We start from the raw sequence: 26,265 nt of genomic DNA, 5'->3' as shown, positions 1-26,265 counted from the left end.
TTAGTGCTGGGTGGTGAGGGGCGTCAGGAGGCTCTGCGGTGCCCAGCTGGAGGGGTCAATTTCTAGGAGTAGACCGCTGTGGTCGGAGATGGCTTCGGGGGAGTTGTCGCGGAAGACTACCGCGTGCGAGTTCACCGTGAGCAGTCGGTCAGCGAACACGAAGTCAATGCGCTTGGCGTCCGTGCTACCTTCCCAGCCGGCGATTTCGCGGTGGACGGTGTTTTCGCCGTCGGTGTGTTCCGCCAGTGAGCGGGTATCAATCATGCCGCTGGAGGTGACCAGCGCGTAGCCTTCATCGCTCAGATGCGCGGCGGAGTTAAAGTCGCCGCCGAGCAGTACGGGTGCGGTGAGGGCACATTCTGCCAGGGCCTGTGAGAGGCGGGTGTATTCCTGCGCGAAGAGGGGCTCACCGTCGAAGTCCCACCAGGACATGTGGGTGGTTGCGCACCAGAAGGTACCCGTCTCAGTTTCGATGAGCGCCGCCTGCGCTGCACGGCGCTGTACCTGGTGGTAACCGTACTCGGGGGACATGTCGATGGGCTTGATGCCGCGAATCGGCAGGCGCGAGAGAATTGCTACGCATTCGTCGTAGAGGTCCCAACCGATGTGGGCTTCGGTGAGAGTCCACTCGTAGGTTGCGCCCATTTCGTTGAGTGCCTGCACGAGTAGCAGGGCGTAGTTGTCTTCGTGAACCGGCACGCCTGCGCCGCCGCGGTAGTTGAGGGGGTCCTTCACCACGGGGGTGGAGGTGAGCTGGTTGACTTCCTGCAGCGCAATGACATCCACCTGCTGTTCAATGATGAACTTTGCGAGGGTGCGGATTTTGGCAATCTGGTGGATTTCGCACCAGCTGTGCGTGTTGAGGGTGAGGAAGCGCATGTATTAAGTCCGGGGTATGTGTGAGGTTGAAGAATGATATGCGCACCGCGTATTGAGGTGGTGAGTGTTTATGCACTCTGACCTCTATGGGCGCACTGTTTATGCTATCGATTCTGTGCGCTAGGTAATAGGGAAAAAGTCTCATCTGCAGCAAGTATTTTTAACCAGTGCCGGGATATGTTTCAGGTTCTGAAAAACTCTTTCAAAACTCACAGTTTTGGTACCTGTGGGCAGGTATGACCTGGCATTATTGTTTCTGTCTAAAACACATTCGGCATTTAGCGCACGCAGGATATGTGGCACCCGTCTCATATACTTTCGTTTGAGGGTATAAAGATACGGCGTTGCCACCGCAGACCGGCAACGATCGCCGGCACCTGCGTCCGCTCACTCGACAACCCGAAAGGGCGTATAGCCTCATGATGGAAAAAGTACAGAGGTTCGGCTCTGCCATGCTGGCACCCGTTCTTCTCTTCGCATTCGCTGGCCTCGCGGTCGGTATTGCGATCATTGCACAGAACGGCGACCTGATTCCCCTCGCTGCTGACAAGGAAAGCGCGTGGAACCACTTCTGGTCCGTTTGGGAGTCCGGCGCATGGACCGTCTTCAACCAGATGGAACTGCTCTTCGTGATCGGTCTGCCCATTGCACTGGCAAAGACCGCTAACGCACGTGCAGTGATGGAAGCTGCAATGGTCTACCTGACCTTCAACTACTTCGTCGGCGCCATGCTCAAGGTATGGGGCAAGGGCGGCACCGGTTTCTTCGACCTGGACTACACCACCGACATCTCTGAGAGTGCGGCAGGTACCGGTCTGAAGATGATCGCCGGTATCAAGACCATGGACACCGGTATCTTCGGTGCAATCATCATCTCCGCAATCGTGGTGTGGGTACACAACCGCTGGTTCGACAAGAAGCTGCCCGACTTCCTCGGTATCTTCCAGGGTTCCCAGTACGTCTACGGCGTCTGCTTCTTCCTGATGATGCCCGTGGCATTCCTGTTCTCCTGGCTGTGGCCCTACGCTCAGCACGGCATCTCCTCCCTGCAGGGCTTCTTCATCGCATCCGGCGCACTCGGCGTGTGGGTTTACACCTTCCTCGAGCGCTTCCTGATTCCGACCGGTCTGCACCACTTTATCTACTCCCCGTTCGTCTTCGGTAATGTTGTTACCCCGAACGGTATTGCTAAGGACTGGCCGACCCACCTGACCGAGTTCGCAAAGAGCGACAAGCCCCTGAAGGAACTGTTCCCCGGCGGCGGCTTCGCACTGCACGGTAACTCCAAGGTCTTTGCACCCATCGGTATCGCAGCGGCGTTCTACACCACTGCTCGTCCCGAGAAGCGCAAGGAAGTTCTCGCTCTGATGATCCCCGTCTGCCTCACCGCGATCCTGATTGGTATCACCGAGCCCCTCGAGTTCACCTTCCTGTTCCTTGCACCCCCGCTGTTCCTGGTCCACGCAATCCTGGCAGCATCCATGGCAGCAATCATGTACCAGCTGGGTCTGGTTGGTTACATGGGTGGCGGTCTGCTCGACTTCCTGTTCCAGAACTGGATCCCGCTGTGGGCAAACCACTCCGGCACCTACCTCATGCAGATTGGTGTGGGCCTGTGCTTCACCGTCCTGTACTTCCTGATCTTCCGCTTCATGATTCTGAAGTTTGACTTCAAGACCCCCGGTCGTGAAGAAGACGGCGGCGAGACCAAGCTCTACAGCAAGGCAGAGTACAAGGCAGCTAAGGCTGCTGAGAAGAACGGCGGCGCAGCTGCTGAGTCCGCTGACGGCGACCTCTACGCACCCCGTGCAGCTGGCTTCCTCGAACTGCTCGGTGGCGCAGAGAACATCACCACCGTGAACAACTGCGCAACCCGCCTGCGTGTCTCCGTTGCTGATGAGTCCCTCGTCAGCCCCTCGGATGCAGACTTCAAGAATGCAGGCGCTCTGGGTCTGGTCCGTAAGGGCAAGGCATTCCAGGTTATCGTCGGCATGGATGTTCCCCAGGTTCGCGAGCGTTTCGAGACCATGGTGAACGAAGCTAAGACCCTCTCCTAAGAGGAATCAGCTTTCAACCGTCTGACGGCATAACGCCTCATAAGGTATAGACTTCGCCGGCGGTATCGGATAACACCGATGCCGCCGGCGAAGCTGTATCCAGGCTCGCACCCGGACTCAAATCTGCACGAGGCACCCACCCAAAGTGAGAGACGACCAACCTCGCCCACCCTGGCCGATGACCCTAGAGCGTGTACTATTTATATATTGCTCACCATCGGATTCAGGAGCTTTGAGTGGATTTACAAGACGTCGTGAATGCGAACCAGCACCGATTCAGTGAAACTGAACGGGAAATTTTGGCATTCATGCTAGAAAACGAAGAGTTCGTTGCGGAGTCAACGATCAACTCTTTGGCACATAAAACTTATACTTCGACCAGCTCAATTATCCGCCTGACGAAGAAGCTGAACTTCTCCGGATTTGCTGAGTTGAAGTACTTCATTAAGTCCTCTCTGAACCGCAGCGAACCCTTCAACCCGCGGTTCATTGAGAGCGGCCGCGAAGACATTCAGCGCACCTATGACTACCTCGAGCACATGGAACTGAGCGGACTGCTCAAGCGCATCCATGAGGCTCGCACTGTGTACTGCTTCGGTACCGGCTACGCTCAGCGCAATGCTGTGCAGGAATTTACCAAGTCCATGCAGGTCTGCGGTAAGTTCTGCCAGGTCATCCCGGCACGTAATGAGTTCGAAAGCGCCATGAACAATATGACCCAGGACGACGTGGTCATCATTGTGTCCTTCTCCGGTCAGACCGAGAACATGCGCGAACACATTAAGATGCTGGCGCTACGCCGCATCCCCATGATTGCGGTGACCGCCATTGGTGTGAACTACATGTCTTCACACGCCGAGTACTCCCTGCACTACCAGACCACCCCCACCCACATCAGCACCCAGCGTAAGCCCTACTACTCCTTCGTTGCGCTGTCGGTGCTGCTGGACTACATCGTGCGCCGCTACATTGAACACGTTGAGAATGAGCGCCGCGAGTCCCTGCAGGACCAGGTGGAAGACGCTCTCAACAATGGGGACGAAATCGACGTCTGACAAGGCATTACCGTGCCCGCCTGCTCCTTCACTCACTCCTCCTGAATCCGACCGAATCCGCCTGAGATCATCTGAAAGAGACACCCTGTGACCGCAATTTTCGCGCTCATCGAAAACACCGAGAAGATGCGTAAGTACCTGTTCTGGTACCTCATGATCATCCCCGCGTTGCTACTGCTGTGGATTGCTCTGGGCGCAGCGAACTCCCAGATGGACTTCCAAGCAGCCCTGAAGATTCCCTTCTTCACCGTGGCTTTCCTGAACGCATGCCTCAGCCTGCTGTTGGGCGGCACCCTCAAGTTCGCAGGTGCAGAGAACGAACGCACCGAACGAGCCTACGCCCTGTACCTGACCGTACTGCTGGTCATTATCGGTAACCTGCCCGGCGCAATCCTGAGCTTCTTCCTCTTCCGCTCCCTGCGCTTCGGCAACCTGGAAGGCGAACTAGCACCCAAGTACCGTTGGGCGCTTCTGCCCGCCCTGGTCTTCTACGTATTGGTGACCGTAGTGCTACTCGCCGTGAACATCGCAATGTGGTCGAAGTAAGCACAGAGGAACAGACAGCAAGCACGCGGGCACACTAAGCACGCAGGCGCACGCTGACACCCGCCCCGCTTGAAGTACAGCATGAGGCACCCGGGCAGAGGACCCCGGAAGAACCACCATCTTCGGTGTGTACGCGCAAACGTACACCGCACTGACCCACAAGGACACTCACGACGTGAACCAGATTCCCGAGCCTACCGACGCGCAACACGCACCCGGCACCCCGGCTGATACTGCTCAGCCCGCCGCAGCCGCCGCGACCTCAGCAGAGGAAACCCACGAAGTAGCCGACGAAATCAACATCGCCGAGCTGCCCGCACACCTGAACCCCGCCCACGAGGACTTCGACCCCTCGGCGGGGCTTGAGCGCTGGGCAGAACAGATGGACGTCTACACCGGCCCGGACGCGATGCTCGACTTCAACCAGGTCGACTACGTGCACATCGACCTGTCCGAAGCGAACCCCTCCGGTCTGGCTCAGCTACTCGCCGGACGCAAGACCCGCCTCTCCACAATCCTGCGCGACAAGTCGCAGCTCGAGGCGGGCATGCGCTCCGCCCGCACCCTGCGTACCAAAATCTACGAACTCGCCACCGATCACGGCCTTGACTCCGGCTACTTCGTGGCGGGTACCGCCTCCTGGCTGTCGCACGATACCCGCGAGGACACCGCTGCCTACGAGAAGCGTTTCATTGCGCCGATTCTCATGGCGCCGCTGAGCATCACCCCGCACCCGAAGGACGACGACTTCGAGCTGCGCCTCGCCGGTTCCGCACGTCTGAACCCGGCGATGGTCCGCCAGATCAAGCAGGAGTACGGCATCGACCTGGGCACCATGGACGTGGCGCAGCTGGCGAACTCCATGTCCCGCCTGGACCCCGAGCCTGTTATCGAGCGTATGCGCGCCTCCGCAGGCCGTATTCCGGGCATGACCATTGAGTCGAAGTACTTCATCTCCACCTTTGCTGACCTGAAGGAAAGCCTAGGCGAGCTGCCGCACACCGCCATCACCCCGCTGGTGCGTGACCTGGCGGCACTGAAGGTTCCCGGGGTGAAGCCGCGCGAGCTCAACGCCCACAACCTGCAGCAGCCCCTGGACCAGCGCGACCCGGCAGAAGAAATGCTCCTGCTGGACGCTGACGCGAACGCCCAGGAGATTATCGACACCGCTGTCAGCGGTTTCTCCTTCACTATCACTGCGGCACCCGGCACCGAGCCGTTGCGCACCGCCGTGAACATTGCATCCGCGCTGATGGGTCGCGGTAAGTCCGTGCTCGTGGTGGGCGAGAAGCGCTTCACCCTTGCCGAGTTCTCGGCGCTGCTCAAGCGCACCGGCATTGAGAGCCTGCGCTACGACCTGCTTGCCGAGCACGACTCCGAGGGTCAGCGCGCCGAGTTCATTCGCGCGATTGTGCGCAATGAGGGCGCGGAAGAGCCGAACTCTGAGGACCTGAACGAAGAGCTCGTGGCGACCCGTGCCGCGCTGCTCGATCACACTCGTGCCCTGCTGAACAAGGACTCGAACTGGCAGATTTCTGTCTACTCGGCGTTGCAACGTCTGGCTGAACTGACCGCCTCCGAGGACGGCCCGGCAACCCGCGTGCGTTTTGACCGCCCCATGCTTGATGCGCTCATGGAGCGTGAGCAGGTGCGTGCCGAGCTGGTGCGCCTGGGTGAGATTGATGGTTTTGCGGCGGCTTCGCGTACCTCCCCGTGGTACCGTGCCCGCCTGGTCAATGACGAGGAAGCCGCCGAGGCGTACGCCCTGGTCATTACCCTCAAGTCCTCCCTGCTGAACCTGCGCGAGGCGATGAACCGCACCAGCGCCATGCTGGGTCTGCGCCGCGGCCGCACCATCGCCGAGTGGGAGTCGCAGCTGGCGATTCTGATGCGCATCCGTGAGACCCTCAAGCGTTTCCGCGCGGACGTCTACGACCGTCCGGTGACCGACCTGATTGCGGCGACTGCTTCGGGCGCGTGGCGTCGTGAGAACGGCATCGAGATGAGCAGTATGCAGCGTTCCCGCCTGCGCCGCGCGGCGAAGGAGTACATCCTGCCCGGCGTGAATATTGGTGACCTGCACGAGCAGCTGAAGGTGGTTCAGGCGGAGCGTGCCGAGTGGATTCGCCACATTGAGGCGCCCCGCACCCCGCAGATCCCGGAGAACCTGGATCAGCTGGCTGACGCCCTGAACTCCCTGGTTTCTGAGTTGGCGGGCCTGGGTATTGTCCTGGCTGACACCGTTGAGGGCACCGATTTTGTGCGCACCGACCTGGACGTGCTGGATGCGCGCCTGGACGCCCTCATGGCGGACCGCGTGCTGCTGATGACCCTGCCTGAGCGTGACGCTCTGACCCAGAAGCTGCGTGAGCGCGGCCTGTCGGAGCTGCTCGATGACCTGTACGCACGTCAGGTTCCGACCGAGGTTGTTTCCGCTGAGCTGGAGCTCGCCTGGTGGCAGTCTGCCTTGGAATTCTTGCTGCAGCATCACGAGGGTAAACTGCTGGACGGCGACCGCCTGCGCGACACGGAGTCCCGTTTCCGCCGTGCCGACTACGCCCACATGACTAGCGCCCCGGCGCGTCTGCTGGCGAAGGTTGCTCGCGTGTGGACTGAGCGTATTGAGTCTGAGCATGATCAGGCAGCGTACCTGAAGAGCCAGCTGCGCGGCTACGAGTTCGTGCTCGAGGAGCTGCTGACTCACGCCCCGGTCATGGCGCGCACCCTGTTGCCGCTGTGGACTGCGAGCCCCTTCGCCCTGGCGCGTAAGGTTCCCGCCTCCATGCGTTTTGATACGGTATTGCTGCTGGACTCCGAGTCGACCCCGCTGGCGGCGAACCTGCCGGCGATTACCCGCGCAGACCAGGTGATTGCCCTGGGTGACCCGCATTCGGGTTACCCCTCGCCGTTCATCGTGTCCGCGCCGACTTTCGGTGCACCCGAGCCGACCGACGAGCAGCTGGACAGCACCTTCGATGTGCTCGCTACCGTGCTGCCCAACCGCACCTTGGCGATGCTGCACCGCAGTATGGACCCGGTGATTCTGGACTACCTGAACCGGGAGTTCTACGGCTCGCAGCTGCATGCGGCTCCGGTGAGCCGGGCCTCCTCTCAACCTGCCGGTTCGCTGACCGTTGAGTACATTGATACTCGCGGTAAGGTCAGCGATAACGCGAACCTGGATTCGCCCGGTGTTGAGGTGGAACGCGTGACCAACCTGGTGCTTGAGCACGCCTACCGTACCCCGGATCGTTCGCTGGCGGTGGTGACGGCTAGCCCGAAGCACGCTCAGCGTGTGGCTGAGTCGGTGCGTCACGCCCTGAGCCTGTACCCGCAGCTGGCGCCGTTCTTCGCCGCCGGTGAGGAGTCTTTCCGCGTGGTCGACCTGACCCGCGCTGAGACCCTCGAGCGCGACACCGTGATTTTCTCTCTGGGCGTGGGCCGTGCCCGACTCGGTCAGGCGTCGTACGATTTGGGTCAGCTGTCTGCCGAGCACGGCCGCCAGGGCTTTGTGGTGGCGTTGACTCGCGCACGCCGTGCCCTGCGCATCGTTTCGTGCATTGACCCGTCGGAGCTGGACCCGCAGAAGCTACATCATGGTGCGGTGGACTTCTACCACCTGCTGCGTGAGCACGCGGAACGTCAGGCGCGTGAAGAAGCAGAGGCGAAGGCACAGCGCGTGCCGGAAACCCTGCCGCGTAACGCATTCTTGGCTGCCGACGATGCGGACACCCCGGATTTGGGCGACTGGCTGCTGAACGATTTGGTGGCGCGCCTGCAAGCTTGCGGTGTGCGTGTGAGCCGCGGTGAGGGCGATATCGCTCTGATTGCGCACGCCCCGGAGAAGCTGGCTGCTGAGCCGGTGCCCGCGCTGGGTGTGGCTCCCGTGGTGTCTTCGCAGCCGAGTGCTCCGGCGGCTATGCCGCTGGTGGCGTGCTCTGATGGCGAGCAGAATTACGCGCGTGCTTCGGTGCGTGAGCGTACCCGTCTGCTGCCGGAGCGTCTGAGCCGCACGGGCTGGAACTACATTACGCTGGGCACCCTGGAGGTGTTCGCCGACCCGGATGCTGTGGTGGCGCGCGTGCTGCACTACCTGGATATGGATGAGGGCGCTGAGGTTCGTGGCTAGTTATTCGTCGACGCCGAAGCCTCGCCGTGGTCACCGCCGTGTGAGCGGCGGAGGCTCGGTGAGCGGGGCTGAGCCTCTGCTGGTGGGTGTGACGACGCCTCCGGTGGTGGCTTCGGGTGCCTCGTCTGCTGCGGGGGCTTCCGCGAAGAAAGCTGATGCCCAGAGCCAGAACTCCCAGAAGAACCAGAACGCCCAGAAGGCGGGTTTTCAGAGAGCGGCTACATCTGAGCAGCCGCTGACCCCGGAGGAGCGTGAGCGTCTGGAATGGATGCGTCAGCAGCGTCCTCCGCACTGGGGTAACAATATCGTGTAGCGCATCCGAGTCGGGAGTGCTTCTTAAACGCCGAGGGGCGGGGCAACCTGTGTTGCCCCGCCCCTCGTTTTGGCTGGTGTGGAACCCCGTTTAGGAGTTCCCCTTGTCGGTGCTGTAGAAGCCGGAGCCCTTGAAGGTCACACCGACGGTGTTGTAGCGCTTGCGCAGGGTTTCTTCGCCGCACTGCGGGCAGACGCGCAGTGCATCGTCGCTAAAGGACTGGCGCTGTTCAAAGACGTGGTTGCAATTCTTGCACTGGTAAACGTAGACCGGCATTTTGTCCTTCTGTATCCGTTTTCGCTGGGATGGTTCACTAACGTGGTTTGAGTGTACCGCTTTTGAAAGGTTGGGAGCTATTTGCGTTTTCTTCTCAAATAGCTATTTCTGTTTCTTTTCGCCTTTTTCGTGAGTGATTTTGTTGGTGTGTTCCTGCATATCTTTGCGTTTTGCATAAAGATTCGGGGTGTCAATCAAGAGCGAACCAGGCATGGGGAGTCGGGTGTTTATAGCTCTGCTGGTGAGCGTGGAAAATACCCCGCTCGGTGAGAATCACCGGCAGAATAACGTCCCACCGGTCGTAGGGGATAGCTTCGTAAATTTCGTCAGCAAAGACCACACCGATGCTCTGCTCCTCCAGTTGCTGTGCGCTGAGCAGGGGGATAATGCGGTCGTAGTAGCCGCCTCCTTGACCGAGGCGGTGCCCGTCAGCGTCAAAGGCGAGAGCGGGGATGAGGCGCACATCGGCGTTCACGAATGCCTGTGAGTCCTGTTCTTCGCCTTCGGGTTCGGGGATTCCCATGGGGTTGAGTGGATGTTCAACGGTGGGGTCCCAGTGCACCCAGGCGAGTTTGCGACCGGGGCGTACGACGGGCACGAGGATGCGGTGTCCCTGCTCATGGAGAGCGTTTAGGGCTTGAAGAATGGGCGGCTCGGATTTGGTGGGCAGATATGCCGCAATGGTGCCGGGGGAGTGGACCCGCTGCGCGACTGCTTCGAGGATATGGGCGGTGAAGAGCTCCTGCATCTGCTGCTGGCCCTGTTCGCCGCGATGGCTGCGTGCGGTGAGGCGGCGCGGGCGAATCTGAGAGCGGAGAATGTCTTTATCCAGGGAGATATCGTCTGCGCTGGCACCGGCGTCGGAGTTGCTGGTGGCGGGGGTGGTGTTGAGGTGCATGGTGTGTCCCATCGTCTTTGCGGGTGAGGTCTTATGTGGGGCGGGGGAGAGCGGTTCTATGGGCTAGATTGGCTGGTTTGGGCCATGATGCCTCCGCGCTGAGGGGCGTTTCGAGGCAGGGTGAAAACGTTCTGGTAGATGGCAAAAAAGCAACCTACTCTGTTGGGCTGTAGATTCTACTTTTTAGTATAGAGATTACAGAAAATAGCATTGGGTTCTGAAGAAGGTATTTTCTCTACAGCCCGAAGAATGTGCCTTCACCGATATGTAGTTAGTCACGTTGAAGATTTTTTCATGTCATAGTGTCGATAAATCGCATTGAGTACTTTACAACTTAGGGTATTCTTGTGGCATGGCTACTGAAATTAAGTCTGTTACTAAGGCAGTTATTCCTGCTGCTGGTCTGGGCACCCGATTCCTGCCCGCAACGAAGGCAACCCCCAAGGAAATGCTCCCCGTCGTCGATCGCCCCGCGATTCAGTACGTGGTGGAGGAAGCAATTCGTGCCGGTCTGAACGACGTTCTGATGATTACCGGCCGTAACAAGCGCGCTCTCGAGGATCACTTCGACCGCGTTCCCGTTCTGGAGCAGCAGCTCGCTGAGCAGGGTAAGGACGCCCTGCTGGCATCTGTTGTTGAGACCAATGAGCTCGGTGGCGATTTGCACTACGTGCGTCAGGGCGACCCCAAGGGTCTGGGCCACGCTGTTCTGCGCGCAAAGCGTCACGTTGGTGATGAAGCATTCGCTGTTCTGCTCGGCGATGACCTGATTGATGAGAAGGAAGACCTGCTCGCTCGCATGGTGGAGGTCCAGGAGCGTACCGGCGGTTCCGTCGTTGCTCTGATGGAGGTTCCCCGCGAGGCTATTTCTGCTTACGGTGCGGCTGCTATTGAGGCTGTTGAGGGCGAGGATGGTTTCGTTAAGATCACCGGTCTGGTTGAGAAGCCTGCTGCTGATGAGGCTCCCTCGAACTACGCTGTGATTGGCCGTTACGTTCTGAGCTCGAAGGTCTTCGAGGTTCTGGAGAACACCGCTCCGGGCCGCGGCGGCGAGATTCAGCTGACCGACGCCCTGCAGACCCTGGCCCAGGGTGATGGCGAAGGTGAAGGTGTCTACGGTGTGGTCTTCTCGGGCCGCCGTTTCGACACCGGTGACAAGCTGTCCTACCTGAAGGCAAACGTTATTCTTGCTGCTGAGCGCCCCGAGTTCGGTGACGACCTGCGCGCATGGCTGAAGGACTTTGTCGCAGAGAACTGCTAAGCGCTCTGCATCCGCTCTCTGATGAGGGCAATCGATAAATACCATTCACGCTGAGGAAGGCGTTTTTCCGGTGGGGGCATTAGCTCCGGGGAAAGGCGCCTTCCTCTGCGCTGTACATGGGGTATTGCTGAGTGAAGGCTTAGTAATGGTCCTGTGACGAACATACACAAGCATCATTGGATACATATTCCTTCCGGGGTATATGCGCATATCCAGACCGATTCTTGCCACTTATGGAAAGCATCGGGAATATAAGGGTATGATTAAAGTCTAGGGATAAAGGGACGATAGAGGGCGACCTGATATGACGCTGTTAAACACCTCCGGTGTGTTGGTAATTCTGACCGTGATTTTGCTGCTGTGGTTTGTGCCCAGGAGCCTGCGTCGCGCGCCTGCTGGTCCCGCCATGGAACCCGAGCGTCCCCTGATTAGCGCCGAGCGTACCGCTGAGGATATTCTCGCCTCCCCGGGTGTGTTGCTGAATGAGTCGGAGGCGTACCAGTCCTCCGATCATGCGGTGGCGCCGGGCACCTCCCTGCCCTCTTCCGCTCTTCCGCAGGCTTCTTCCCGTTCCTCCCACACGGTGGAGGAATCCGCCCAGCCTGCGCCCGATACGGCTTCTATTTCGCAGATTCGCGAATCTTCCCCGACTGTCCCGTACACGGACGAGATTCCGGTCGTGGAGGACGCAAAGCCCTCGCCTCTGTCCTACTTTGATACTTCGAGCCCGAGCGGTATTGCCCTGCTGGTTGCAGCTGGTCTGGGTGTTCTTGCCCTGGTCACCGGCCTGTTGGCGCTCTTTGGAGTTCTGGCGTGGGGCTGGGCTGTTCTCTTGCTGATTCTTGCCGGCGGTGCATGGGCTGTGAGCCGTTTTGGTCTGCTGGAGTCTGTTGCTAACCAGGTCAAGGCGAGCCGCGATGCACGCCAAGCTAAGGCAGAAGATGATGAGGATGACGAAGCTGAGAACGAAGCCTACGAAGAGTCCGATGAAGATGAAGAAGCCGGCGATGACGCTTCTGAGCCTGTAGAGGATTCGGCGGCTGAGGGTGTGGAGCCTGAAGTTGCTGAAGAGCCTGCGCATCATGCTCGCCCCGCCACCCGTGAGGCTACTACCCACAAGCCTGTACACGGCGTGAACCGCGAGGCGGCACGCCCGAGCCGCGCGCACATCGCGGTGGAATCTTCAGCTGAGGCTCCCGAGGCGGCTCCTCGTGCGGAAGCGCCTGCTGCGGCACCTGCTCATTCTTCTCGTGCCTTACCTGCCCGTTCTGCCCGCGCGGCGGAGGAGCCCGTCGCACACCGTCAGGAGCGTCGCCAGCAGCGTCCGAGTCGATTCCAACCGATTCGCCGCGGTAGCGTGCTCTTTGATCAGGAGAGCGGTTCCGCTACTTCCTCCGGTGCACCGCGTACTGCGGCACAGCCTCAGCGGGTAGCTCAGGCTCCGGTTGCTCCGAGCCAGCCTGTCCAGCCTCAGCCCGCTCAGGCACCCGTACAGGCTCCCGCCAAGCCGGTAGCAGCTCAGCCTGCACCAGCCACCCAGGCACCTGTACAGCCGGTAGCAACTGCCGCACAGCAGCCGGCAATTCACCCGGATCAGCCGGTGGCTCGCCAGGCTCTGCGTGACGGTTCGCCCGTCCGCCAGGCGCCTGCGGCACCTGCTACTCAGGCTCCCGCTCAGCCGGTTCTCGAAGAGATTCCTCTGCCGGATGTCCTGGATGATTCCGAGTTCGATGCGCTGGATATCGCCTCGCTGAACGACCCGGCTCTTTCGACCGGTGCTACTGCGACCGGCGGTGTTCGTTCGACGAACCGCCACCCCGGTGCTGGCTCCTCCTTTGAGGCTGTGAGTAACACCTGGAACCCGGTTCAGTTGCCCAAGCCGCTGAGTGCTCTGCACCGTCAGGACAAGAACCAGGGTAAGAAGTAGACTTTGCTCCAGACACGCATAAAACCCCGACAGTTCACACTGTCGGGGTTTTTGTATGCCTGGGGATGATTGGGAAGAAGTTAAAAAGAAAAGGAACCCCGTCCATGGGGTTCCTTTTCTAGCATCACACACAGGAAGAAAGTCTTCTAGACCGATTAGGAAGGCCTTCCCACAAGGCCTGCCCTATTCGGTAATAAAAATATATCCTAATTCCCGCGTGGGTGACAAGCCGAAAATAGCGACACCCTGTCAATAAACTAAGGTTTACCTAAGTGAAATCCGCGCCATTGCAGGCGACAAGAGGCAATAGCCCCCGGCTGAAAAAAGTTTAAAAATTTTTTCTGCCACCTCTATATGTCGAATAAGAAGCCTCAAAGAACCTTCAATCAGGTCAATATCGCCCACTCATGAGAGAATAGCCGGGTGAAAGATTGGTTTGACGCACTCCCGATTGAGGTTGCCCTAGCTTTCATGTGGGTGGTCGGAATCGTCCGCACCAGCATCGTGTACGCTCTTGGCGCGCTCGCTGCTGAAGGCGGCGCTCGCCTCGACCGCATCCGCAAAGCCATGGACAGCCCGCTCTACCGTAAAGCGCGCCGCTTGATTAACCGGTGGGGCGTAATTGCTGTGCCCCTCTGCTTTCTCACCGTGGGTCTGCAAACCGCGGTCATCATCACGACCGGCTTCACAAAAATGCCTCTGCGCCGCTGGGTTCCCGCGATGCTGGTTGGAACCTTCATGTGGGCGTGTATTTACACCACGATCGGCTTCGCAATTCTTGCGGCCCTCGGCCTGGAGCCGTGGATGTTCCCGCTCGCCCTTGCCATCGTTATTACGGTGCTGGTCATTGTGACTCAGCTACGCGAACGCCGCATTAACCGTGAAGCCGCTGAGAACACTGCGGATAACATCACCGAGAACTAGTCCTACCTTCAGCGGGGGATAGGTGCACTATCTCGCCGGGTTGAGGCCACTCACCTGCTCTCAATGCCCCCGCCCAAGATGTGCTAGCGTGGAGGGATGAGTTCATCCGCATCCTCCACCGCAGGCACCCCCGAAGAGCAGCCCGTCAACGACTCTGCCCTCACCGCAATCGACCCCGAGCAGAGCGCGCCCGAAAACGCTACCGACCAGGTAGAAAGCGAAGCGCCCACCGAGGCCCCCGCCCGCGTGTACCTGCATCCCGAGCAGCTGGCGATGATCCAGACCCCGGAGGCTCTGCCCATCCCCGTGCTCCAGCGTTCTATGCTGCGCATTAGCTACGTGCCCGCGATTATGCCCGGCAAGTGGTTCAACCGCTGGCACGAGCGTTTCGGCGACCGTGTGCAGCTGGCGGAGGTACCCGTGCGTGAGGCGCGCGGCCTGGACTCCCTGCATCAGGACCTGTGCCTGATTGACCCTGCCCTCAACTCTGCGGAAGAAACTGCCTCCGAGGCGCCCGCCGAGGTTAGCGCTGAGGCTACCGAGCACGCCCCCATTGAGCGTAAGGACGTACCCGAGAACCCCTTCGCACACATGAGCATTGTGCGCCCCGACCGCGAACCGGCAAGCACCGACGGCGAAAAGTACCATAGCATCCGCCTCTACGAGGAGCTACCCGTGGTCATTCTGCCGGTGGACCATGTGCTCACCGTGCTTGATGAGGTGCCCGTGGAGGAGCTTGCTGAAGAGTTCCTGCTGCAGCCCGCCTCCGATATTCCCGCTTATGAGGAAGTCTCCCGCGCATGGCGTGAGAGTGCCGGTCGCATCGTGCCCGAGGGCCTGACCGATAAGGAAACCATCGAGCTGGTTGCCGCTGGTGTGGGTCTGTACATTGTGCCCATGTCCATTGCGCGTTTCTACCACCGCAAGGACCTCACCTACCGCCCCGTTGCGGGCCTGGACACCTACCCGGTGCACCTGGTCTGGCCGCGTGCCCCCAAGGGCGAGCCGCGCAGCGAAGAGCTCGAAGCGCTCCTGCAGGACTTCATCGGTATTGTGCGTGGCCGCACCGCAACCAGTGAGCGCGGTAGCGAAACCCGGCAGGCACGCGCCGAACGCATCGCCGCTGAAAAAGCAAAGGAAAAAGCGAAGGCACGAGCCGCCAACGCCCGCCGCGAAGCACGCGATAAAAAGCGCGCCAACGCCAAGAAAAACGGTAACGCGCGCCAGCACGCTCGACAGTCCGCCAAAGCCGCCAGCGCACGCCGCGGCAAGAAACGCTAACGAACGATAGACGGTAAAATCAAACCATGGCATTAGCAATGGAAACCCGACCCGCAGCCTACGCAGTGATCATTGAGCAGGGCAAGCTGCTCATGACCCGCTGGGTGCCCGAAGACCGCGCGCTCAGCCCCCTCTGGTCCCTGCCAGGCGGCGGCATGGAACCCGGCGAACAGGCCGATGAAACCGCGCTGCGAGAGACCCTCGAAGAGACTGGTTACAGCGTCGCCATTGAAGACATTCTGGGCGTGCACGCCGGACACTTCCCCGTGCGCTCCACCCAGAAAGATCCGCAAGCGCTACCCTTCTGCGCCCTGCGGGTGGTTTTCCGTGCCCACATTGTCACCGGCGAACTGCGCCACGAAATCAACGGATCCTCCGACACGGCACGCTGGGTACCCATCGCTGAGCTGGACACCATCCGCTACGGCACCCTCATCGACGAGGTAGCCTCCATGATGGGCTACTCCAACGCCGCCAGTTGGGCACGCGAATACCGCGAATTTCTTGCCGACGAAAACGCACGGAAGCTTCCCTAATGAACCGACTGACCCTCACCCGCCGTGCGGCGCTCACCTCCCTGGCGCTCATGCCGCTGCTCGCCGCCTGCGGGAATAATGACGCTACCCCGCAGGTGGACCCTTCCGCATCCAGCTACGGTACTCTGCGTATCGGCTACGGTGCTCTGCGTGAGATGCGCGCCGTAGCGAACGTGTACGCGCGCGCCCTGCGACAGATTGGCTACTCCGTTGAACTTGTCGACACCGACAACAGCCGCGCCGCCGCCCTGCGCGGGCTCATGGTTCCTTCGGCTAACTCCGCCACCCCTACCGCAACTTTGCCCGACGACGAGGAAACCGGCAGCACCACTGCTGCCGCCCCTGAATCGTTGGACCTGGTCATCGACTACAGCGGAGACCTGCTGCTCTACCTGACCGACGACGGCAAAATCAGCCCCGCCGCGGCGCAGAACGAACGCATCGCCGCCTCCGTGAGTGCCTCCGCTCAAGCCGCAGGCGTGACCCTGCCCCCGGCAGCTACCCCCACCGCGGAGGAGAGCACCGCCTCCGCGCATGCTACGGACGCTACCGCGAGCCCTACCGCAAGCTCCACCCGTTCTGCAGACCCCATCAACCTGCGCGCTATGAGCACCACCGACATGACCAACGCCATCTCGCGCATCCTGCCCGAAGAGCTTGTGCTCCTCAACGGCGCAAACGCCACCAACAAGGATGTATTGGTCACCACCCGCGCCGTGAGCGCCCGCCACAAGCTCAACTCCCTCGCAAACCTGCGCGATGTGCAGTCTTCTCTGGCATTCTCCATCCCGGCAGGGTACTCCAGCGGTACTTATGGTGTGGATTCTTTGCGTAGCCTCTACCGTTACCGTGTGCACGACCCGAAGATTCAGGACGACCCCGCCGAGCGCGTTAACACCCTCACCGCAGACACCGTGCAGGTGACCCTGCTGCACAGCAGCGACTCCGCGATTGAAGAGAACCGCCTGGTCACCCTGGAAGACCCGTCAACGGCACTTTTGCAGCAGCAACTGGTGCCAATTATCCGCCGTACCCTGCCAGATAGCGCCCGTACGGCAATTAACCGCGTATCATCTACATTAGACACGGGTAACCTCTCGTTCCTGTTGCGTCTGACTAGCGGTTCCAACCCCATCGCAGATGACGACGCAGCACAATTCATTTTGGATCACCCTAGAAAGTAAATCATCATGACGAAGTACCGTCAGTCCTCAAAGTTGAGCAACGTCCTGTACGACATCCGCGGCCCCATTCTGGATGAGGCCAATCGCATGGAAGCGATGGGTCACCGCATTCTCAAGCTGAACATCGGTAACCCCGCGCCCTTCGGCTTTGAGGCGCCGGATGCCATCATGATGGATATCATTCGTCACCTGCCCGAAACTCAGGGCTACTCTGACTCCCGCGGCCTCTACTCGGCACGTACCGCCATTGTGCACCACTACCAGAACCGCGGCATCATGAACCTCGACACCGAATCTATCTACTTGGGTAACGGTGTGTCTGAGCTGATCCCGATGACCCTGCAGGCACTGTGCGAGACCGGCGACGAAATCCTCGTCCCCATGCCCGACTACCCGCTGTGGACCGCAGCCACCGCGCTGGTCGGCGGCAAGCCCGTCCACTACCTCTGCGATGAGGAAAACAACTGGTACCCGGACATTGAAGACATTAAGTCGAAGATTACCGAGCGCACCAAGGGCATCGTGGTTATTAACCCGAACAACCCCACCGGTGCCGTCTACCCGCGTTCCGTGCTTAAGCAGATTGTGGATGTGGCACGCGAACACGGTCTGGTCGTGTTCTCCGATGAGATTTACGAAAAGATTACCTACGATGGCGCAGAGGCCATCAACATGGCAACCCTCACCGGCGACGACGTGCTCTGCCTGACCTTCTCCGGCCTGTCCAAGGCGTACCGCGTCTGCGGTTACCGTGCAGGCTGGGTCGCAATCACCGGCCCGAAGAAGGACGCCGCAAGCTACCTTGAGGGCATTCACCTGCTCGCCTCCATGCGCCTGTGCTCCAACGTCCCGGCACAGCACGCAATCCAGACCGCGCTCGGCGGCTACCAGTCCATTAACGAGCTTATCGTTCCCGGCGGCCGCCTGTACGAGCAGCGCACCCTGGCACACAAGATGCTCAACGAGATTGACGGCATCAGCTGCACCAGCGCGGACGGCGCGCTCTACCTGTTCCCGAAGATTGATGTTGAGCGCTTCGACATTACCGACGATGAGCAGTTCGCCCTGGACCTGCTCAAGAGCCAGAAGATTCTCTTCAGCCACGGCCGCGCGTTCAACTGGAAGGACCCGGACCACTTCCGCCTGGTGTTCCTGCCCGATACGCAGACCCTCACCAGCGCCCTGGAGCGCCTGGGCAACTTCATGGCTGACTACAAGCAGAAGCACTAGCCCTGTTGCCTCTGCCTTGTGACAGATAGAAATAGCCTGCCCCGCAGTTCTGATGAGCTGCGGGGCAGGCTATTTCTGTTTGACGGCTGGAGGATGTGCCAGAGCGGGTGCTGGAAGCGGCTTTAGTTTGCCAGGTTCTCCTGACCAGCCTGTGCGCCGCGTGCCGCGTTCAGGCGCTCCTGCGCGCCCTGCAGCCACGCCTCGCAGCGGGCGGCAAGCGCCTCGCCACGCTCCCACAGGGCGATAGAGGTCTCCAGGTCGCTGGCGCCGGACTCCAGCTGGCGCACGACCTGCTCCAGCTCGGCACGCGCCTGCTCGTAGCCGAGGGTTTCGACGGGGGCGCCCAGCTCGGCGCTGTTGAAGCTAATGTTCTCGCTCATTGAGGAACCTTTCAAGGGTAAAAACTTAGGGGTAAAACGTAGGGGTATCGAGGTTTAGGAGATGTTTGAGGGACCCGTAGAAGTCACGGCCGCCTGCGCCGAACCGGTCGCCGCACGCACCGTAATCTGCTCGCCTTCGCTCAGTGCCGAAGCGTCACGCACAATAGCGCCCGCGGCATCCTGAACGATGGAGTAGCCGCGGTTGAGCGTCTGCGCAGGCGAGAGCGAACGCACTCGCGCCAACGTATGCGACAGAGTCGCCGACTCACGCTCCAGACGGTGCTGCACCGAACGGTGAGCGCGCTCGCGTAGCTGGCTCAGCTCCTCCACACGCATGAGCAGGGAGGACTCCGGGTGAGTGAGCACCGGGCGGCTACGCAGCTGGGCAATGTAGTTCATCTGCATGCCCACGTAGCCGAGCACCGCGCGGTCCAGGCGGGCGCGGGCCTCGGTGATGCGGGCGGTTTCCTCCGAAATATCGGGCACAATGCGCTTACCCGCATCGGTGGGGGTGGAGGCGCGCAGGTCGGCGACCGCATCGAGGATGGGGGAGTCTGCCTCGTGACCGATTGCCGAGACCACCGGGGTGGTGGCCGCCGCGACGGCGCGGATGAGCGCCTCCTCAGAAAAGGGCAGCAGGTCTTCGAAGGATCCGCCGCCTCGGGCGATGACGATGACGTCCACTTCCGGGTGGGCGTCCAGTTCGGCGAGAGCCGCAATGACCTCAGCCGCCGCACCCTCACCCTGAACGCGGGTATTGCGCACCTCGAAGACCACGCCGGGCCAGCGCAGGGAGGCGTTGCGGATAACGTCCTTCTCCGCGTCAGAATCGCGACCGGTAATCAGACCCACGCGATTCGGCAGCATGGGTAGCGGCTTCTTCCTCGCGTCAGAGAACAGCCCCTCAGCGGCGAGAGCTTCACGCAGACGCTGCAACTGCTCGTGCAGGTTACCGGTGCCGACCGCGTACACTTCCTTGCCGATGAGGGAGAGCTTGCCGTTCTTCCACAGGCTCGGCTTGGCGCGGGTGACGATGCGAGCGCCTACGGTCACATCGGCCGCCAGGCCGCTACCGGCACGCCCGAAGAGCGCGAGGGTGAAGGAGAAGTCTTCGTTGAGGTCTTTGAGCTCCATGAAGACGTTGCCACCGCGGCCGTTGAGGGAGGCGACCTGCGCCTCCACCCAGAGCTCGGGAACCTTGTCTACGTAGTTTTTGAGGTTCTGCGCGAGCAGGGCGAGGGGCCAGGGGTTGATGGCGGTGGTTTCCTGAGACTTCCCGGGAAGCTGCCGCTCGTGCACGGGCGGCACCACCAGTGCGGGTGCCGGCTGCGCTGCGGAGGGGTTGTAGAAGTTCATACCTTCTATTGTCCCTGATTGGTCGGTTATGCGCCTGCTTACAGGTCAGCCTGGCGACTCGGGTAGCTTGCACGCAGTGCAGGCAGAACTTAGCTTCTGGCGCATTCTGCGGGTCTGAATCGGCTTTGAACACTGTGAGCGGGTACCCTAGGCTCATGCGCTCACCCGATCAGTCAGCACATCAGAACAACGCCCTCAATACCGCCGCGGCTTCGTCAGCGGCGGGTACTGGCGCGCAAAACTACCCGGCGGACGCGACCCGAGTCGTCGACACCCGGATTACCCGCACGGACGGCTACTATACGGCGGACGAAGACACCACCCTGCTACAGCCCACGCGCACGCTCGGCCACGCCGCAGCCCCCACCAAGGCTGAACTGCATGCCGCCCCGGAGCCTCCCTTCGCGGCAGGTTTGCGGAGGTTCCTGACCGTTGTGCTGTGCGCGCTGGCCCTGGTGACCGGTTTGGGTGCGACCACGGGTGCCTGGGTGAACTCTAAGCTCATGTCAGAGCGCGGTTTCTCGCAGATTTCCTCCACCCTGGCAGAGGACTCGCAGCTTGCCTCACGCATCGCGGACGGTGCGGTTGAAGACCTCATGAACTCCGAGGCTATGACAACCTTCCTCGACGGCACCAAACAAAGCGGCTTATACTCCATTCTTGTAAAGCCGACACAAGACGGCATACGTTCCCTGCTCAACCGTTCCGCGGCTGAGCTGTCAAAAACTGAAGAATATCGAAGCCTCTGGAAGGAAATAGCCGAGGAAACTCGCCGCTACAACCTCGAACACCAGGACGGCCCCGCCGTCATTGTGCTCACCCCCTTCTACCGTGCGCTGGATGCGAAGGTCGGCTCTATCGGCTCCTTCGACCCGGACCTGACGAAGCTCGGCCCTGAAACCCTCAACATTGACCGGTTGAAGGACGGCAACAACCAGCAGGAGCAACAGGAATGGTACCTGCACGCCGGCATTAACCGTGCCGCCGCGCTGGGCAAATCCACCGTGCCGCTGACCATCATCTCGGTGCTGAGCCTGCTGCTGGCTACGTTGCTGGCACCCAGGCACCGCATCCTGGTACCGGTGGTCACGGCTCTGCTCTACGCCCTGCTGGGCTGGGGCGCCGCAGCCTGGTTTGGCGGCCAGAGCCCTGAATCCCTGGGAATTACCAGCCACAGCACCGCCGGAACGGCGCTGATTACCGGGGCATGGAACCAGCTTGCACCGTCACTGACCGGGCACTTGCAGGCGGCGGCAAGCTACGGGCTGGTCATGGCAATCCTCGCCCTACTGCTCGGTATTCTGATTCGCCTCATCGCCCTGGGACGTAGCCCTGCGAGCGGTGCCACAGTCATCACACACTAAAAGTCCGAACAACGTAGGATAGTAACCATGTCCACTGAAACTATTGCCCTGGGCCTGCCGCCCGTACCCCGCGAGCGCCGCAGCCGCGCCGACGTTGAAGCCGCCGCACCCGTCACCGGTGAGAAGAAAGTCCTGCTCGCCACCCCGCGCGGTTACTGCGCGGGCGTTGACCGTGCCGTGATTGCTGTTGAGAAGGCGCTGGAGCACTACGGTGCGCCCGTCTACGTGCGCAAGCAAATTGTGCACAACCGCCACGTGGTGGAGACCCTGGAGAAGCAGGGCGCTATCTTCGTTGATGAAGTGGACGAAGTTCCCGAAGGTTCCGTGACCGTGTTCTCGGCGCACGGCGTGTCCCCGGCGGTGGTTTCCGCAGCCGGCGACCGCTCCCTGAACACCATTGACGCGACCTGCCCGCTGGTGAACAAGGTGCACCGCGAGGCTGTGCGCTTCGCCAAGCAGGACTACGACATCCTGCTCATCGGCCACACCGGCCACGAAGAGGTCGAAGGCACCGCCGGTGAGGCGCCCGAGCACATCCAGATCGTGAACTCGCCCGACGAGGTGGACCAGGTGACCGTCCGCAACCCGGAGAAGGTCGTCTGGATCTCTCAGACCACCCTGTCCGTGGACGAGACCCTGGAAACCGTGGCGCGTCTGCGTGAGCGTTTCCCCTCCCTGCAGGACCCGCCCTCGGATGACATCTGCTACGCAACCTCCAACCGCCAGGGCGCCATCAAGGAGATCGCTCCGCGCGCTGACCTGGTCATCGTGGTTGGTTCCGCGAACTCCTCGAACTCCGTGCGCCTGAAGGAAGTAGCACTCGAATACGGCGCTAAGCGTGCCGAGCGTGTGGACTTCGCACACCAGGTGGACGAATCCTGGTTCGAGGGTGTAGCAACCGTGGGCCTGACCTCCGGCGCGTCCGTGCCCGAGGTTCTGGTTCAGGAGGTGCTGGCTCTGCTCGCCGAGTACGGCTACAACACCATCGAAGAGGTAGAGACCGCGAAGGAAGACATTCTCTTCTCCCTGCCGAAGGAACTGCGTTCCGCCCTGAAGAATGACGAGAACGTTGGCCGCCAGCTCGGTGGCCGCGGCGCTAAGCCCAACCGCTAATACTTTTAGCCTATGACCCCGTGTCATCTTCCCTACGTGGGGAGAAGACGCGGGGTCTTTCGTGTCTGAGGATGCACAGGTAGGGGGAGAAGCGCAGCTCTGCGGTCACGCTACGCGGGGGAGTGCCCCCTCTGCGGCGCTGGGGCGCCTTGAGGACGGAGCCCCCGCTTCGCGTGACCGCCTCCGCTGCCGCCTCGTTGCCCAGGGCCTATTACCCCGGAAATTACCGCGTCATACCAACCCCTCTGCGAACTCATGACATTTGTCATGGGCAGGTCATGACACTCTGTACCGCACCGGCGCAAAAACCGGCGGTGTAATAGAAACATGAACACCGCAGCACTTCAGAACAGCAAGAACAACACCGCAGAAACCGTTATTTCTGCCCGCTCCCTCCGCCAGGTTTTCTCCACCCGTGCGGCAGGCACCGTGGTCGCCGTCGACTCGATTGACCTGACCGTCAAGCGCGGCGAAATCATCGCACTGCTCGGCCCCAACGGCGCAGGCAAGACCACCCTCATCGACATGATTCTTGGTCTGACCCAGCCCAACGGCGGCGAGTTGAGCGTCTTCGGTCGCAACGCCTCCGAAGCGGCACGCGCCGGTCTACTCGGTGCGGTTCAGCAGACCGGTGGCCTGCTCAAGGACCTGACGATTCGCGCCACGGTCGAGATGATTGCCGCCCTGTACCCCAAGCCTATTGACGTGGATGAGGTACTCGCCGGCGCCGACCTGACCGAGATTGCTAAGCGTAAGGTCGGCAAGTGCTCGGGCGGTCAGCAGCAGCGTCTGCGTTACGCCCTGGCGACCATGCACTCGCCTGAACTGCTGATTCTGGACGAGCCGACCGCCGGCATGGACGTGAATGCACGCCGCACCTTCTGGGAGCGTATGGAAGCCATCGCAGAACGTGGAACGACCATTCTTTTTGCGACGCACTACCTGGAAGAAGCACAGAACTTCGCCCAGCGCATCGTGCTCATGGAATCCGGCTCCATCATCGCTGACGGCTCCTCCGACGAGATTCGTGCCCTGACCGGCCACCGCCACCTTTCCTTCCTCGCACCCGCACCCATCACCGACCTGGATGTGCCGGTCGAGGTGACCGAAGAGTCCGGCGGGTACCGCCACCGCATCTCCGTGCTGGAGATTGAGCAGGTACTGCGCACTCTGCTGAACAATTACAGCATCAGCGACCTGGAGGTCACCAAGCCTTCCCTGGACGAGTCCTTCACCCTGCTGACTGAGCAGGCCGCCGCCTCCAAGGCATCCGACGCCTAAACATCAGACCATCTAAACGCTACGCCGCCGCTACACACCTCAAGGAAAACATCATGCTCCGCTATGCACTCTACGACATCCGCGCTTCTATCCTCTCGACCGACCGTTTCTTCTTCGGCGTGGCACTGCCGATTGTCTTCTTCCTGCTCTTTGGCGCGATGCAGGACTACTCCTCCCAGCAGATGGGCGACGGCAATGTAGCAGCGTACGTCATGATTGGCATGGCGCTGTACGGTGCCGTGCAGAACACCGTGGCGATTAGCGGCAGCACCGTCACCGAGCTCTCCAGCGGCTGGAACCGCCAGCTGGCGCTGACCCCGCTGACCACCGGCAAGTACCTGGGTGCGAAGGCTCTGACCGCCCTGGTGATTTCTGCGCTGCCGGTGATTGCGGTGAACATTGTGGGCATGTTCACCGGTGTTGAGATCCCCGTGAACCAGCAGCTTGCAGCCGGTGCGCTGACGGTGCTGTGCGGTCTGGTGTTCGCCTTCTACGGCATCATGATGGGTCTGCTGATTCGTAACGAGAACGCCGTGTCCATTGCGAACGGTCTGCTGGTGATTATGAGCTTCTTCGGTACCGTGTTCTCCCCGCTGAGCACCGACCTGCTGAAGTACGCCCGCTTCACCCCGCTGTACGGTGCCGCCGAGATTGCCCGCTACCCCTTCAGTGCAGGTCAGACCATTATTCTGGGTGGTGAGGACTGGTTCGTGACCGAGCCGCTCTGGTACGCAGTGGTGAGCCTGGTCGTGTGGGCGGCAATCTTCCTGGGCGTTTCTGCCCTGCTGATGCGCCGCGCAACCCGCCGCTAAATGCTTCTTCCCGCCGCAGTCTCAAGGGTTCCGTAGTATCAGGGGCTCCCGAGGCTGCGGCGGAAGCCGTATCCACTCACGCTGCATCTACTAACACAGCCCCTACTGAACCGCCGCGCCGGTGGTATCTGCACCCGCGGCACCCGCACGTTAGGCTAGAACCATGACCGAAACCCACACCCATTCCTACGAGAACGAACACCCCCACGCAGAGAACGAGGTGGCACCCTCCGCCGCGAAGCGCACCCTGGGCAAGCACCGCTTCCGCTTCCTCCACCGCGAACGCAGCGGCAACGTGAACTGGCTGGCGCTGGGCTTTAGCGCCCCGTGGCTGGTGTTTCTGCTCATGCCGCTGGACAGCTTCCTCACCACCCCGGAGCTGGGGCCGGTGCGCTGGGCCGGTGTGGCGCTGGTGGTGCTGTTTGCGGTGGTGAACTGCTCGGCGTACGCGGTGCCGTGGCTGGTGCCGGTCGCCTCCACGGTGCGTCGAAGCGTCATCTGGACGATACTGATGGCTCTGCCTGTGGCTGGCCTGACGGCGCTGCGGCTGGAATCGGCGTATACGGTGTTCTTGTCGTTCAGCATGTACTTTGTGGCGTTCTGGATTTTTGGCACAATCGCCCCGTACCGCCTGCGCTTCGGTGTGGCAGCGACGATTGCCCTGGTCTGCTGGCTAATTTTTATGGTGGGTACCGGCTTTGACGTCACCGCGCGCGGCGGTATCGCCCTCTTTATCGGTGCGCCGATGGTGGGCATGCTGGGCTTCTCCTACCTGATTGAGCTGGGCGAACGCGCGGATGTGGCGCGTGCCTCCCTGGCGCTCTCCGAGGAACGCGAGGAGATTGCCCGCGACGTGCACGACGTGCTCGGACACTCCCTGACCGTCATCACTCTCAAAGCGGAGCTGGCGCAGCGCCTGCTGGAGATTGACCCCGCCCGCGCCGGCGCGGAAATGGAGGCGATCGCGCAGCTGTCCCGCGCATCCCTGGCGGAGGTTCGTTCAACCGTGACGCGCCTGCGCGTGCCCGACTTCTCGGGCGAGATTGAGGGCGCGGGACGTGCCCTACAAACTGCCAGTATTCGCGCCGAACTGCCGGAGGCTCAGAACGCGCTCGCGGTTGCTGGTGTGAACGCGAAGCTGTTCTCCTGGGTTCTGCGTGAGGCGGTCACGAACATGGTGCGCCACTCGGGTGCGAACGCGGCGCGAGTGCGTCTGAGCGCAACCGGTCTGGACATCCTCGATAACGGCGTGGGTGTGGGCGATGCTCGCGGTAACGGTCTGACGGGTATGGCTCAGCGTGTGGCGGCGTCCGGCGGTAGCGTGGTGATTGAGGCGGCGCCCGAGCAGTGGCTGGCTGAGAACCCTGGCGGTGGGGTGGGTACGCGCATCCGCGTGAGCATGGACGGTGACACCTCACTGCTGTAAATAGGTACTGTAGATTGTGGAACTTGGCGCCGCGCCC

Annotated in this window: 22 protein-coding genes; 17 read left to right on the top strand and 5 right to left on the bottom strand. The window is 61.1% G+C overall.

The window, feature by feature from the left end; genetic code table 11:
* Window positions 1-879 (bottom strand): endonuclease/exonuclease/phosphatase family protein, encoded by an 879-nt coding sequence (locus O3675_RS03295; RefSeq protein WP_371570954.1) that lies wholly within the window; start codon window positions 877-879, stop codon window positions 1-3.
* A gap of 419 nt (window positions 880-1,298) precedes the next feature.
* Between O3675_RS03295 and O3675_RS03290 the strand changes: the two genes are divergently transcribed.
* The 5 genes from O3675_RS03290 (at window position 1,299) to O3675_RS03270 (ending at window position 8,979) form a co-directional block, all read left to right on the top strand.
* Complete coding sequence (locus O3675_RS03290) at window positions 1,299-2,936, top strand: alpha-glucoside-specific PTS transporter subunit IIBC (protein ID WP_070599077.1); 1,638 nt, start codon at window positions 1,299-1,301, stop codon at window positions 2,934-2,936.
* Window positions 2,937-3,172: 236 nt separating this feature from the next.
* The gene (locus O3675_RS03285) at window positions 3,173-3,991 is read left to right on the top strand and encodes a MurR/RpiR family transcriptional regulator (protein WP_371570951.1); all 819 of its coding nucleotides are present in this window, start codon (window positions 3,173-3,175) and stop codon (window positions 3,989-3,991) included.
* 87 nt (window positions 3,992-4,078) lie between these two features.
* On the top strand, window positions 4,079-4,537 hold the full coding sequence (locus O3675_RS03280; protein ID WP_294640344.1) for a cell shape determination protein CcmA: 459 nt from the start codon (window positions 4,079-4,081) through the stop codon (window positions 4,535-4,537).
* Window positions 4,538-4,664: 127 nt separating this feature from the next.
* Window positions 4,665-8,666 (top strand): DEAD/DEAH box helicase, encoded by a 4,002-nt coding sequence (locus O3675_RS03275; RefSeq protein ID WP_371570948.1) that lies wholly within the window; start codon window positions 4,665-4,667, stop codon window positions 8,664-8,666.
* On the top strand, window positions 8,659-8,979 hold the full coding sequence (locus tag O3675_RS03270) for a hypothetical protein (protein WP_371570946.1): 321 nt from the start codon (window positions 8,659-8,661) through the stop codon (window positions 8,977-8,979). Before O3675_RS03275 ends, O3675_RS03270 begins: the two co-directional genes overlap by 8 nt.
* A gap of 90 nt (window positions 8,980-9,069) precedes the next feature.
* Here O3675_RS03270 and O3675_RS03265 read toward each other — a convergent pair whose 3' ends face one another.
* Together O3675_RS03265 and O3675_RS03260 are read right to left on the bottom strand one after the other, a co-directional pair.
* Complete coding sequence (locus tag O3675_RS03265) at window positions 9,070-9,255, bottom strand: FmdB family zinc ribbon protein (protein ID WP_005505091.1); 186 nt, start codon at window positions 9,253-9,255, stop codon at window positions 9,070-9,072.
* 190 nt (window positions 9,256-9,445) lie between these two features.
* Complete coding sequence (locus tag O3675_RS03260; RefSeq protein ID WP_044145758.1) at window positions 9,446-10,165, bottom strand: 5-formyltetrahydrofolate cyclo-ligase; 720 nt, start codon at window positions 10,163-10,165, stop codon at window positions 9,446-9,448.
* A gap of 340 nt (window positions 10,166-10,505) precedes the next feature.
* On the opposite strand from O3675_RS03260, the gene galU reads away from it, so the two are divergent.
* From galU to O3675_RS03225, 7 genes are all read left to right on the top strand, one after another.
* Entirely contained in the window at window positions 10,506-11,414 is a 909-nt protein-coding gene (galU, locus tag O3675_RS03255; protein WP_005505093.1) for a UTP--glucose-1-phosphate uridylyltransferase GalU, read from the top strand.
* 304 nt (window positions 11,415-11,718) lie between these two features.
* Window positions 11,719-13,341 carry a hypothetical protein gene (locus tag O3675_RS03250; protein ID WP_371570943.1) on the top strand — a complete coding sequence of 541 codons (1,623 nt, stop codon included), beginning with the start codon at window positions 11,719-11,721 and terminating at the stop codon, window positions 13,339-13,341.
* Between the two features lie 423 nt (window positions 13,342-13,764).
* Window positions 13,765-14,265, top strand: a complete 501-nt coding sequence (locus O3675_RS03245) for a DedA family protein (protein ID WP_049360469.1) — start codon at window positions 13,765-13,767, stop codon at window positions 14,263-14,265.
* 96 nt (window positions 14,266-14,361) lie between these two features.
* Entirely contained in the window at window positions 14,362-15,546 is a 1,185-nt protein-coding gene (locus O3675_RS03240; RefSeq protein WP_303935930.1) for a LysR substrate-binding domain-containing protein, read from the top strand.
* A gap of 26 nt (window positions 15,547-15,572) precedes the next feature.
* Complete coding sequence (locus O3675_RS03235; protein ID WP_005508451.1) at window positions 15,573-16,082, top strand: NUDIX domain-containing protein; 510 nt, start codon at window positions 15,573-15,575, stop codon at window positions 16,080-16,082.
* On the top strand, window positions 16,082-17,266 hold the full coding sequence (locus tag O3675_RS03230; RefSeq protein ID WP_371570940.1) for a glycine betaine ABC transporter substrate-binding protein: 1,185 nt from the start codon (window positions 16,082-16,084) through the stop codon (window positions 17,264-17,266). The genes O3675_RS03235 and O3675_RS03230 overlap by 1 nt, the downstream gene beginning before the upstream one ends.
* A 6-nt stretch (window positions 17,267-17,272) precedes the next feature.
* Window positions 17,273-18,496 carry a pyridoxal phosphate-dependent aminotransferase gene (locus O3675_RS03225; RefSeq protein WP_049341826.1) on the top strand — a complete coding sequence of 408 codons (1,224 nt, stop codon included), beginning with the start codon at window positions 17,273-17,275 and terminating at the stop codon, window positions 18,494-18,496.
* Window positions 18,497-18,618: 122 nt separating this feature from the next.
* On the opposite strand, the gene O3675_RS03220 is transcribed toward O3675_RS03225, so the two are convergent.
* Together O3675_RS03220 and xseA are read right to left on the bottom strand one after the other, a co-directional pair.
* Window positions 18,619-18,876 carry an exodeoxyribonuclease VII small subunit gene (locus tag O3675_RS03220; RefSeq protein WP_049327598.1) on the bottom strand — a complete coding sequence of 86 codons (258 nt, stop codon included), beginning with the start codon at window positions 18,874-18,876 and terminating at the stop codon, window positions 18,619-18,621.
* A gap of 54 nt (window positions 18,877-18,930) precedes the next feature.
* On the bottom strand, window positions 18,931-20,232 hold the full coding sequence (xseA, locus tag O3675_RS03215; RefSeq protein WP_371570936.1) for an exodeoxyribonuclease VII large subunit: 1,302 nt from the start codon (window positions 20,230-20,232) through the stop codon (window positions 18,931-18,933).
* Between the two features lie 155 nt (window positions 20,233-20,387).
* Here xseA and O3675_RS03210 point away from each other — a divergent pair, with 155 nt between their 5' ends.
* The 5 genes from O3675_RS03210 to O3675_RS03190 all read left to right on the top strand — a co-directional run bounded on the left by O3675_RS03210 (window position 20,388) and on the right by O3675_RS03190 (window position 26,228).
* Complete coding sequence (locus O3675_RS03210; protein ID WP_371570934.1) at window positions 20,388-21,596, top strand: dehydrogenase; 1,209 nt, start codon at window positions 20,388-20,390, stop codon at window positions 21,594-21,596.
* A gap of 27 nt (window positions 21,597-21,623) precedes the next feature.
* Window positions 21,624-22,709, top strand: a complete 1,086-nt coding sequence (locus O3675_RS03205) for a 4-hydroxy-3-methylbut-2-enyl diphosphate reductase (protein ID WP_371570932.1) — start codon at window positions 21,624-21,626, stop codon at window positions 22,707-22,709.
* Window positions 22,710-23,036: 327 nt separating this feature from the next.
* Window positions 23,037-23,990, top strand: a complete 954-nt coding sequence (locus tag O3675_RS03200) for an ATP-binding cassette domain-containing protein (RefSeq protein ID WP_371570930.1) — start codon at window positions 23,037-23,039, stop codon at window positions 23,988-23,990.
* A 53-nt stretch (window positions 23,991-24,043) separates the two neighbouring features.
* Window positions 24,044-24,802 (top strand): ABC transporter permease, encoded by a 759-nt coding sequence (locus O3675_RS03195; protein WP_296545836.1) that lies wholly within the window; start codon window positions 24,044-24,046, stop codon window positions 24,800-24,802.
* Window positions 24,803-24,965: 163 nt separating this feature from the next.
* Window positions 24,966-26,228, top strand: a complete 1,263-nt coding sequence (locus O3675_RS03190; protein ID WP_303935919.1) for a sensor histidine kinase — start codon at window positions 24,966-24,968, stop codon at window positions 26,226-26,228.
* The last annotated feature ends 37 nt before the right edge of the window (window positions 26,229-26,265 follow it).

This window comes from Rothia sp. 27098_8_27 (assembly GCF_041432805.1).
Taxonomy (GTDB): Bacteria; Actinomycetota; Actinomycetes; order Actinomycetales; family Micrococcaceae; genus Rothia; species Rothia mucilaginosa.
The sequence above is the reverse complement of the archived record's forward strand: the minus strand, read 5'-3'. Positions and strand labels throughout refer to the sequence as shown.